The sequence below is a fragment of the Gemmatimonadota bacterium genome (genome assembly GCA_026702745.1).
In the GTDB taxonomy this organism is placed as follows: domain Bacteria; phylum JAAXHH01; class JAAXHH01; order JAAXHH01; family JAAXHH01; genus JAAXHH01.
This window is the reverse complement of the sequence record JAPPBT010000098.1, coordinates 1-10,453: the sequence shown is the minus strand read 5'-3', so window position 1 is coordinate 10,453 and position 10,453 is coordinate 1. Positions and strand designations below refer to the sequence as shown.

Here is a 10,453-nt window from a genome sequence, read left to right as displayed (position 1 = left end):
CATACAATTACCGCCTCCGCGTCGAGAAGTTCAGCATGTCTCCCGACGGCATGACCGGATCGCCCGACAGCATGACCGGATCGCCCCTGGTTCCGGCTTACGGTTACCGCTGGCTGGAGACGCTTGAGGAAACGCAGGACGGCTGATTCCGCGGGCTGGTACCGGCTGCTGGAGCACGCATCGCTAAAAAACGTCGATAACCAGGTTCCAGGTTGGGTGAACGCCGCCATTCCAAAGAGGTACTCATGTTGACCGACGAACAGGTAATTCAGTACCGGGAAGACGGCTATCTCGTTTTTGAAGCCCTGATACAGGGAGAGCGACTGGCCGGGTACAAGCAAGTATTCGATGAACTCGTCGCCAGGGGGCGCCGATTGGCCGAACAGGAACCGCACTGGTCACTCGAGCTGGACGAACGGGGCGAACCCCGGGCGGGTCTGCTGCACAAAGTCCAGGGCGTATGCGTTGTCGACGACCGCGTGCTGGAACTGGCGCGCGAACCGGCGATTGTGGACCGCGTAGCCGCGTTGATCGGCGAGCATCTCGACGTGTTCGGCACCAAGTTCTTCCCGAAGCTGCCCGACGGCGGAACGTCCACGGGATGGCACCAGGACAACTTCTATTTCGGGACCGATACGGATCGCATCGTCAGCTGCGGGATCTACCTGGAAGATGCGGACGTGGAGAATGGCTGCCTGCGGGTAGTGCCGGGCAGCCACCGGATCGGTGAGATCGTCGAGCACCGCAGGGAGCTAAGCAGGCATGGCAGCTGGACGAAGGTCGATGAAGCGCAGGCCGTGGACCTGGTCATTCCCGCGGGCACGGTCGTGCTGTTTTCCGCCAATCTCCTGCACGGCGCCTACGACAACCACAGCAGCCGCACCCGCTACAGCACGGCCTGGCATTATATGCCTGAAGATCTCAATCCCGAGAAGTTCCGCAAAGGGGTTTACGAAGACCGGCACGTGGCAAGGAAGGTCTGAACAGCAAATTGAAGCACGTAACCGCGCAGGGATTATCTATTTTACTTACGCAAAACACAATTGAATGCTGACATCTTCAAATTTGAACTCACAATCTGAAGCGGAGATGCTTCCAGTTCAGCCTTGAGATCTTCGGCGAAGAAGAAGTGTAAATAGTGCGGCGCTCCCAGCACGAATCCGTCTCCCTCCTCCAGGGTCTCGTAATCGGGAGCGAATTTACGGTAGTTGTCATCGTAGAGGTCATCGTAACCCTCCAGTACGGAATCCAGGACCGTCTGCGAAAGAAAAACCTCGCCATTTGGATACAGCACACGCGCGATCTCTTCCAGAAAAGCGATACGTGACGCGCGGTGCGGGACATAGCAATAAACGTTTCCCACAAATGCAGCGGCAAGTGAGGCGTCGGGGAAAGGCAGAATCGGCATCTCGTATTGTAGAAACGTCGCGTCGATGCGTTCCGCTTTCGCATTTCGCTTTGCCTGTTCAATCTGTTTCTCGGCGACATCAATACCGGTGACGTCGTATCCCAGCCGCGCTAGGGCGAAGCACAATCGCCCGGTCGCGCATCCAATGTCCAGCAAGGGACTGTTTATCGGGTACTTTCCTGCGAACGCCTGTTCCGCCTCCCGAATACCGTTTTTCAGTTCGCCTTTTCGAATATCAAGTTCTTCAGGACCATTGTATTTATCCTTTACGGAGTGCAATAATCTCTGGGATTCCCGTGTTCTGTTGGCGGCCATTGGCGGTATCGTCTTGATGGCTGACGGAACGAGAAGTGCCTGGAATACAAGTGCCCCGGCCCGCGCTCAATAAATTCCCGGCACGATCCGGTACTTCACCCGCTCCCGGTACTCCTCCCACTGGTCGGCGCCGTATTTCTCGGCGCAGTGACGGTCGTCGTCCCATTGCCGGTACACGAACAGGGACACGATGAAGATGAAATAGGTCCAGGCCCAGAAGTTCGCGAAGTGGCCGAATATCAGGGCGATGGACAGGGCAAGGAACCCCTCGCCCATGTAGTTCAAGTGGCGGGCCAGACCCCACAGACCGCTGCACAGGATCCTGCGGTCGCCGGACTGTATATATTTCGGCGCAATAAGGCCGAGGAACTTGCGGTCGGGCCATCGCTTGAAGGTGTATTTCTGCAGGTTGGCGCCGCGCGAGATGCCCCAGCCAAACAGGAATAGGGCGGACGTGCCGATGAGCCAGAAATTCGTCCACGCCGGAGAGAATCCGGGGTTCGGGTACGCGGCCATCCCCCAGAGCGGAAGAATGAACAGCCAGCCGTAGACCACGAGGCAGCCCCAGATCAGCTTGAAGCCGACATTCTCGTGGATCAGGTCGTAGGTGTATAGCTGTACGCGCTCAAAGATCATGTAGTCCATGATGTAGAAAGTGAAGAACGCCGCGTAGAGGATGACGCCCGGATTGGCGTTCTCGCCGAAGAGCTCGTAATGGTACACGGCGCCGGACAGGGCGTTGAGCGACAGCATCGTCCCGCCCACCACGTACATGTACATCTTCACATCGATGCGTTCATTGAAGAACGAGATCTCCTGCGCACGGCCGAACCACCATGCCAGGAACCGGTTCTTCACCTTGCCTTCCGGTTGGGTGAACACGGCGATCAGGGTGAAGATGATGGCGAAGACCGTGCCACCAGCCACGGCATAGACCGAGGACCGGTAGAACCAGTCGAGGGGCAGCCCGGTGAGTTCGAGCGCCCATACGACGATCGCGATCAAGAACACGAGCAGGCCGTTCAGCCGGTAGTTGCGGGGCTCGCCCGTCCCCAGGTTGACGACGTAGCCGGGGACCCACCTGCCGGGAAGCATGAGCTGGACCACGAAAAACACGGCGTAGACGATCAGTGGGGTGAAGAATCCCCAGATCGCTTCCGTCCGGGAAAGTTCGAAAAGGTGTTCGATACCCAGCCATTCGATCATGATCGAAATCCCCTTTCTGAAATGGTGTGTGGATGCTTTATGTTAGTCTGAACCATCCAGGAACGAAAGGGAAACGACGAATGAAACCCAACGAAAGACAATCGATGAGAGGTAAACCATGAACGCGTCAAACCAGCTGAGCGCCGGCGCGGCGATGATTGACATATCCCCACCCGAAGGGACGCACCTGGCGGGCAGCGGAGCCGGCGACCACCGTCCGACCCGGACCGTGCTGGACCCGCTCTATGCCAAGGCCATCGTATTCGAGGCGGCCGGGCGGCGCGTCTGCCTGGTGATTCTGGACCTTACCATCGTCACCGGCGACTACACAGACCGGATCCGCGCGGAAATCTGCGAGCAGACGGGCATTGAGCAGGACGCGATCATGGTCCAGGCGACGCAGACCCATTCCGCCCCGAGCCTCGGCTACTTCATGCTGGACCCTGAGTTTCCGCTGGAGACCACCGAAGAGACGGAGTACCTGCGCGGGGCCGAGCAAGCCTACGGCGACCAGGCCGCGACCGCTGCCGTGGAGGCCGCGGCCTTAGCTGCGGGAAGGCTGCAACCGGTGCGGATCGGGCTGGGCCGCGGCGTGTTGGGCGACCTGGCTTTCAACCGGCGCGGGGTACGCCGGGACGGCACCGTGTTCATGCCCAGGCCGATGGACCGTGAACAGCAGCCCTTCGGGATCTCGGAAGTATGCTACCTGGAAGGTCCGATAGATCCGGAGGTGGGCGTGTGCAGCGTTCAGGATATGAATGGAAAACCGCTGGCTTTTCTCCTGCACCACACCTGCCACCCGGTCAATGCGTACGGAAACCGGGAGACCTTCCTGGCCGCATCGGCGGATTGGCCCGGCGCCTGGTCTCGGGAGATGCAGCTAACCTTCGGCCCCGACGCGGTGCCGCTGGTCGTCAACGGGTGTTGCGGCAACATCAACCCCTGGCACCCCTACGACCCGGATTTCCAGCCGGACCACCGGCGGATGGGGCGCGAACTGTCCGGTTTGAGTGAGCGTATCGTGCGCAACCTGGCGTTCGATGGCAACTTCTCGGGCGAGGCCGCGCTGGATACCCGGATCGAATCGATCGGCTTGCCGTTTCGCAAGATACCCGAAGCGCGCCTGCGTGAGGTCGATGCGATCCTGACTGAGCATCCCCAGCCGCAGCGCGAAGCGGACGGGCAGGTGGACCCGCGCTGGTTCCGGGCGGCATCGACCCGCAGCGTCGAGTTGTGCAGGCAGCGGGACGGTGCGTTCAACTACGAGATCCAGGTCCTTCGCGTCGGCGACCTCGGTATAGTAGGCCTCCCCGGGGAACCCTTCGTGGAAGGGCAACTGGCGCTCAAACTGAACTCGCCGGCGCCCTACCTCTTTCCCGCCCATCTCACGTCGCACTATGTCGGCTACCTGCCGACGCGGGAGGCTTATCCCCGCGGTGGACACGAGGCCAACGAAGACGTCACCTACTGGGCCAAGCTCGCCCCCGGCTGCATGGAAACCGTGGTCGAGCGGGCGCGAGGTATGGTAGGGGAGCTATTTGGATAGCAGGAGCTTTTGGGATAGCAGGAACTATTTGGATAGCAGGAGCGCTGGACGACCGCACCGGCTCGCAAAATCGGATTACCGCGGGCCGTCCTCGACGTCCAGGATGTAGCGCGCCAGCGGGGACAGGCGCCGGGCAGTCTCGGGCCGCAGATACTCCCGTTGATTGGTCTGCTGCGGGTGTTCGCGGGCGATAAAGGCGCAGTGCAGGGCGCGTCGTGGGGCGTCGCTGCGGTTGACATAGGAACTGTGCCAGAGACTGCCGTTGAATACGGCCACTGAGCCGGCGCGGCCCGTCAGGTGTACCTGGTCGGGGTGGTCCGCCAGGCGATCGGCTACGTGGTCGGTAATCCGGCCCGGTATCCGGTGGCTGCCGGGCACGCAGCGTGTCGCTCCGTTGGTCCCGGTGAAATCGTCGAGCATCCACATGGAGTTGACGACGTGGTAGGGGCCGCCGGGCTCGGCGGGTTGGCCCCAATCGGCGTGCAGTATTTGCAGCCCGCTTCCCGGCAGCGGGTCGTGCCCGTTGAGCGAGTGCAGCTTGAAGGGCCGCTGCAGGACATGGTAGACCGCCGTCAAGAGCTCGGGATGCAGGTAGACCGCGTCGAATACCGATCCCTTGTTAATCAGATCGGCAAGCCGGCGTACCCCTTCCATCTGCGCTACCTCCTCGCCGGCCTTGTCGCCTTCGCGGTCATGAATCTCGTCGAAAGCGTGGCGCAATCCGGCGAGCCAGTCCGGCGGGATGATCTCCTCCAGTACAATGAAGCCGTCGGTGTCCAGCGCCTTGCGTTGTGCGGACGTCAGCGGCCGGGGTACGAATCCCCGTTTAAGTAGTTCATTGTCCAAAGTGGATCTTCCCGGGGCTTGATTCTCTGAGGTTGATTCCCGCATGTTGATTACGGATTGTCGTTACGCGAAGCCCGGCGTGCGGAGCGCGGTCCGAGCGTGCGGTCCGAGCGTGCGGCGCGAGCGGCCCGAGCGTGCGGACCGAGTGCGCTCAACAGGAATCGGGGGTGCTCCGGCCCTTCGCCAGGGTCCCGACCCACCGTTCCGACTGCTCCCACAGGCGTTTCGAGGCATCGGCGTCGAGGCTGTCCGCGCTCGGTTCGGCGACGTCGCAGCGCTCGTAGTATCTTCCCCCTTGCAGCGGACGCCGGCTCGCGCACATCACGATGGTCTGCGCCCCGGCTTTCGGGGACAGCAGGACCAGCGAGGCCAGCGCGGAACTGATACGATGGAGTGTTTTGCCGATCCAGCCATCAAACGCCTGCGGCAGGGTCAGGTTGGTCATTACGACACCCGGGTGTACGGCCACCCCGTGCAGGTTATGTGATTCGGCGAATCGTCTTTCGATTTCAAAAGCCATGTGATTCATCGCCAGTTTCGACTTTCCGTACGCGTTCCAGGAGTGGTACCGCGGCGTAACGCGGGGTGGCCTATCGCCGTGCGGCAAGTTGCGGCGCGGTAAATCACAATTCGGCCGGTCGCGGTGTGCAACCTCGTCGAACAGACCCGCGTTCCCAACCCGGTCGTGCAGGCCGGAGGACACGTTGACGACCCGTGCGTCGCCGCTTTCGAGTCCGGACCGTTGCAGGAGTGGCAGCAGCGCCCGGGTCAGGTGAAAGGCGCCGAGGTAGTTGGTCCGCCAGTGAACCTCTAAGCCGTCTTCGGTCAATGGCGCTTCCGTGCGCGGGGCCAGGGTCTTCTTGTGGATGCCCGCGTTGTTGACCAGCACATGAAGCCTACCCTGGTGTCTGTCGCGGTACCAGGCGGCGAAGGCGTTGACGCTTTCCGGGTCGGAGAGATCCAGCGCATGCGCCATGAGGTTGTCCGCGTCGGCGCCGCGCTTGCACAGGTCGTCTTTCAGCGCCGCTTCCATCAGGGACACGTCGCGGACCCGTGTCGCCACGACTATTGCACCCCAGCCCGCGAGGATCCTCGCGGTTTCGTACCCGAGCGAACCGGGCGATGCCCCGGTCACAATCACGTGGCGCCCCGCCAGATCGACCGGCACCGCCATCGGTTTGGGCAGGAACATCCGCACCAGGTGCTGGGCAGTTTTGATAACTGGATTGAACATATGCGGGTGCGGGCCGTGTCCTGGCGCCGGCGTGTCCGGTGCGGGCCGCCTACCGCGGTTCGCGCTTGACCACGTCCAGGTCCCAGTCCTTCCAGTAGTGCTTCACCGGATCGCCCTCATCCCAATGTTCGTAGACCTGGTCCCACGTCAACCAGTTCATGTGGGGCTGGAGGGAATCCTCCCGGACCGGGTGGCTTCTCGGCTGGTACCGGTAGTCGGACGACAGCCGGAGACGGTCCGCCGTCATGTTGTCGCGGCCCTGGTGAATCGTCAGGCTGTGGAGGATAATGACGTCCCCACAGGTATAGTCGCCACCGACCCAGGCGGAAGCGTCTTCGACGGGTACCTGCCGCCCGCCTGGTCCCACGCCTTCGGTCGTCTCCAGCATGCCGCTACGGTGGGATCCCCGGTTGACAGCGAGCCCGCCGAGTGCCTCGGGGCAGTCGCCGAGCGGGATCCAGGCCGTCCACGTCTCGTCTGAACCGCCGATGAAGTAGTTGTCCTGGTGAGGCGGGGTCGAGTGGGCGTTCGTGTCCGGGAACACGAGCCGGCAGATGTTCCGGCTGTGGGCCAGCACGGGTTCTCCGAATAGCACTTCGAGCATGTGGATTATCGCGGGGTCGAGGGCCAATGCGTGGAAGTCACGGATCCGCTGTACATCGTCGTAGAAAGCCTGCCAGCGCGGATCGTCGCCTTCAAACACGCTGATGCCGGGATTCGCGATACCGGCCGTCAGGTCCGAGCCCGGAGAGAGCCACCCATGTTCCCGGCACACGCCGAGTACCTGGCGCCGGACGTCCATCACGCGCGCTGGATCGAGCAGTCGCCGGAAGAAAAGACACCCGTGCTCCGCAGCGCGATGTCGCAGTTCGTCGGGGTGTCTCAGCAGGTCTGTCGCGTCTTCCAGGTCGTGGATCTGCTTCATGTCGACCATCGCCATAGGCTGTTCCTTTCACAGTATGACCTTGATGATCATCCTGAAATCACGTCGATAACCGTATCAATGTCTCAAGGTGGTATAATGCGTTATTCGGACGCGTCATGCCAGCGTTAAGTCGATGATGAGCGTAGCAAAGCGCTGTCTGTGGCGACGCGCTGCCGGAAGCGATGCGCTGCCAGCGAGCATGCGCTGCCAGCGACCATGCGCTACCTGGACCCACGGGACACCAGTGGTAACGCGCTACCGTTTGTCACGGGGCGCCCACTGCCTGGTCATCTCGCCCGAGTAAAGGGATTCCGGGCGAAAGATACGGTCGACGACCCGCTGCTCGATGCAATGGGCGGTCCAGCCGGCGACTCGTCCCACGGCGAACATGGGGGTGAAGAGGTCCGGGTGGAGACCCAGCCCCTTGAGGAGAAGGGCGGTATAGAACTCGACATTGGTCTGCAGGCGCCGGCCGGGCTTGTATTCTTCGAGGAGATCGAGGGCGGTTTTCTCGACGTGAACGGCCAGGGCGTACAGGTCGTCTTCACGGTCGAAAAATGCACGGGCTGCGCGCGACAGGACGTCGGCCCGCGGGTCGCGAACCCGGTAAACCGCGTGACCGAAGCCCATGAGGCGTTCACCCGATTCAAGTTTTGCACGAAGGTAGGACTCGGCGTTATCGGCGTCGCCGATCGATTCGAGCATGGAAATGACCGGTCCCGGCGCACCGCCGTGCAATGGACCCTTGAGCGCGCCGATCGCACCCGAAACGGCGGAGATGAAGTCTGAACGCGTGGAAACAATGACCCGCGCCGTGAAGGTGGAGGCGTTCATGCCGTGGTCGATCACCGTGTTGAGATAGGTCGTGAGCGCCCGTACCCGGTCGTCGCCGGGGGGTTCGCCGTGTAGCATGTACAGCAGATTGGCCACGTGGCCGAGACTGGCATCGGGTTCTACCGGTTCTTTGCTGTGCAGCAGGCGCCAGTAGGCCGCAACGATGTTCGGCAGACCGGCCACCATGGATCGGGCGTCCGTCGTGTCGTCGATGGAAGGAAGGGAGGCCGCGGCCATGCGTACCACATCGATGACCGAGCGGCGTTCCTTCGCCGCGCCGCACAGCAGATCGTGGGTAACACCGGGTAGCGGTCGGCTCGCGGCCAGTTCGCCCGTGAATCCATCCAGGGCGCCCGCGGTGGGCAGCCTCCCGTACCACAGGAGGTGGACCATCTCCTCGTAAGTCGCCCTTTCGGCGATCTCCTCGAGTGGATATCCCCCGATGACCAGAATGCCGGCTTCGCCATCGACATGACTAAGCCGGGTTTCCGCCGCTACGACGTCCTTGAGTCCAGGTGAGTAAGACATGATCACTCCCTTAACGTTTCAACCACCAGATCGCCCAGTTCCGTGGTGGATACCCGGTGTTGATCATCGGAATTCCAGATGTCCGCCGTTCTGTATCCTTTTTCGATCACTTCGCCGACCGTGCGTTCGATATCGTCGGCGCCATCCGGACATCCCAGGCTGTGCCGCAGCATCAGGGCGCCGCTCAGGATCATTGCGATGGGATTCGCGATGTTCTTGCCTTCGATGTCATTCGCGCTTCCGTGTATCGGCTCATACAGCGAGGTGCCGTTCAGCGAGATCTCCGCGGACGGGACCATTCCGATAGAACCGGCCAGGACGGCCGCCTCGTCGCCCAGGATATCGCCGAACATGTTGGGCATGATAATTACGTCGTACTCAGCGGGCCGCTGGATCAGGTTCATGGCGCCTGCGTCGACGATTTCATGCCGGGTATCGACATCGGGATATTCCGGGGCTACTTCATCGACGACATCGCGCCAGAGCCTGGAGGATTCCAGGGCGTTCCACTTCGACATCGAGGTCAGTCTGCCGCGCCTCTGTCGCGCCAGTTCGTATCCGTAACGGGCCAGCCTTTCGACCTGGAAATCGTAATACTCGATGGTGTCGACGGCTCTTCTGCCTCGGGGCGTGTCCTCTCTGAATTTAGGTTGTCCGTAATACGCGCCGCTGGATAGCTCGCGCAGTATGATGAAATCAACACCCCCGGATATGAGGTTGGATTTGACCGCGGACGCGCCTTCCAGCCCCGCATATAACCTGAATTGCCTCAGATTCGCGTAGACGGAAAGTTCCTGGCGTAATCGAATCAGGGCATGGTCTGCCCGGTCCTGCATGTCCAGGTGGTCCCATTTGGGGCCGCCTACCGCGCCGAACAGCACCGCGTCGCTACGCCTGCAAGCTTCCACGAGTTCATCGGACAGGGCGATACCCTGAGCATCGAGCAGCGCTCCCCCGACCAGGTGGTGGGAAAAAACGAGATCCAGCTGGTGCCGCTCCCCCACGGCCTTCAGTACCTTAACGGCCTCGTGGGTGATCTCAGGTCCGATCCCGTCTCCGGGCAGCACGGCGATGTAATTCAAGGCGTTTCTCCTTCATCATGCAGATGGCCCGTCCGTATGTAACAAAAAAGCGTTTTTATATATTGTCAATATTGATTAAAATATCAATCAACATATATTCTTGGGATGAGACATACCCCGGCGTGCCAGTAACCCACAGTGTGCCGCTTGCCGACAGCGGGCCGCTCGCCCAGGCGGCCATCAAAACGAGAGGATCTTCTCATGAACAGCAGAAGATATATGACATCCACCGAAGCGGCCTCCGCGCTGAATATCAGCCCGTCGACGCTCTATGCGTATGTTAGCCGCGGCATGATCCGGTCTGAAGCAAGCGGTGACGGCCGGCGGAAGCGGTTGTATCGCAGTGAGGACATTGAGCGGCTGAAGGCCCGCAAGAGAGCCCGTCGGAATCCGGGATGGGCGGTAAAACGGGCCCTGCACTCGGGAGATCCGATCCTGGAATCGGCGATCACGCTGATCACGGATGAACGGCTGTTCTACCGGGGGCGCGACGCGACGATCCTGGCGGCGAACGAATCGTTCGAACGCG

The 10,453-nt window shown here is 61.4% G+C and carries 10 protein-coding genes; 3 read left to right on the top strand and 7 right to left on the bottom strand.

From position 1 onward, the window contains the following. Window positions 1–245: 245 nt before the first annotated feature. On the top strand, window positions 246–983 hold the full coding sequence (locus tag OXH56_15850; protein ID MCY3556783.1) for a phytanoyl-CoA dioxygenase family protein: 738 nt from the start codon (window positions 246–248) through the stop codon (window positions 981–983). Window positions 984–1,024: 41 nt separating this feature from the next. On the opposite strand, the gene OXH56_15845 is transcribed toward OXH56_15850, so the two are convergent. Both OXH56_15845 and OXH56_15840 read right to left on the bottom strand, forming a co-directional pair. After that, complete coding sequence (locus OXH56_15845; protein MCY3556782.1) at window positions 1,025–1,723, bottom strand: class I SAM-dependent methyltransferase; 699 nt, start codon at window positions 1,721–1,723, stop codon at window positions 1,025–1,027. A gap of 66 nt (window positions 1,724–1,789) precedes the next feature. Beyond that, window positions 1,790–2,929 (bottom strand): DUF1295 domain-containing protein, encoded by a 1,140-nt coding sequence (locus OXH56_15840; protein ID MCY3556781.1) that lies wholly within the window; start codon window positions 2,927–2,929, stop codon window positions 1,790–1,792. Between the two features lie 118 nt (window positions 2,930–3,047). On the opposite strand from OXH56_15840, the gene OXH56_15835 reads away from it, so the two are divergent. Continuing rightward, a complete protein-coding gene (locus tag OXH56_15835; GenBank protein ID MCY3556780.1) occupies window positions 3,048–4,475 on the top strand; it encodes a hypothetical protein in 1,428 nt (475 codons plus the stop codon). 75 nt (window positions 4,476–4,550) lie between these two features. On the opposite strand, the gene OXH56_15830 is transcribed toward OXH56_15835, so the two are convergent. The 5 genes from OXH56_15830 to leuB all read right to left on the bottom strand — a co-directional run bounded on the left by OXH56_15830 (window position 4,551) and on the right by leuB (window position 9,924). Further along, complete coding sequence (locus OXH56_15830) at window positions 4,551–5,321, bottom strand: phytanoyl-CoA dioxygenase family protein (GenBank protein ID MCY3556779.1); 771 nt, start codon at window positions 5,319–5,321, stop codon at window positions 4,551–4,553. A 151-nt stretch (window positions 5,322–5,472) separates the two neighbouring features. Continuing rightward, the gene (locus OXH56_15825) at window positions 5,473–6,555 is read right to left on the bottom strand and encodes an SDR family NAD(P)-dependent oxidoreductase (GenBank protein MCY3556778.1); all 1,083 of its coding nucleotides are present in this window, start codon (window positions 6,553–6,555) and stop codon (window positions 5,473–5,475) included. Window positions 6,556–6,604: 49 nt separating this feature from the next. Next, complete coding sequence (locus OXH56_15820) at window positions 6,605–7,495, bottom strand: phytanoyl-CoA dioxygenase family protein (protein MCY3556777.1); 891 nt, start codon at window positions 7,493–7,495, stop codon at window positions 6,605–6,607. A 240-nt stretch (window positions 7,496–7,735) separates the two neighbouring features. Further along, on the bottom strand, window positions 7,736–8,842 hold the full coding sequence (locus tag OXH56_15815) for a citrate synthase/methylcitrate synthase (GenBank protein MCY3556776.1): 1,107 nt from the start codon (window positions 8,840–8,842) through the stop codon (window positions 7,736–7,738). Between the two features lie 2 nt (window positions 8,843–8,844). Then, entirely contained in the window at window positions 8,845–9,924 is a 1,080-nt protein-coding gene (gene leuB, locus OXH56_15810) for a 3-isopropylmalate dehydrogenase (GenBank protein ID MCY3556775.1), read from the bottom strand. A gap of 201 nt (window positions 9,925–10,125) precedes the next feature. On the opposite strand from leuB, the gene OXH56_15805 reads away from it, so the two are divergent. Continuing rightward, window positions 10,126–10,453, top strand: a 328-nt coding sequence (locus OXH56_15805) for a citrate synthase (GenBank protein MCY3556774.1), incomplete at its 3' end; no start/stop codon positions are given.

Coding starts and splice junctions, on each gene's coding strand:
- OXH56_15825 (MCY3556778.1), bottom strand. CDS start 6,555: ATGTTCAATCCAGTTATCAAAACTGCCCAGCACCTGGTGCGGATGTTC.
- OXH56_15850 (MCY3556783.1), top strand. CDS start 246: ATGTTGACCGACGAACAGGTAATTCAGTACCGGGAAGACGGCTATCTC.
- OXH56_15835 (MCY3556780.1), top strand. CDS start 3,048: ATGAACGCGTCAAACCAGCTGAGCGCCGGCGCGGCGATGATTGACATA.
- OXH56_15845 (MCY3556782.1), bottom strand. CDS start 1,723: ATGGCCGCCAACAGAACACGGGAATCCCAGAGATTATTGCACTCCGTA.
- OXH56_15815 (MCY3556776.1), bottom strand. CDS start 8,842: ATGTCTTACTCACCTGGACTCAAGGACGTCGTAGCGGCGGAAACCCGG.
- OXH56_15820 (MCY3556777.1), bottom strand. CDS start 7,495: ATGGCGATGGTCGACATGAAGCAGATCCACGACCTGGAAGACGCGACA.
- OXH56_15840 (MCY3556781.1), bottom strand. CDS start 2,929: ATGATCGAATGGCTGGGTATCGAACACCTTTTCGAACTTTCCCGGACG.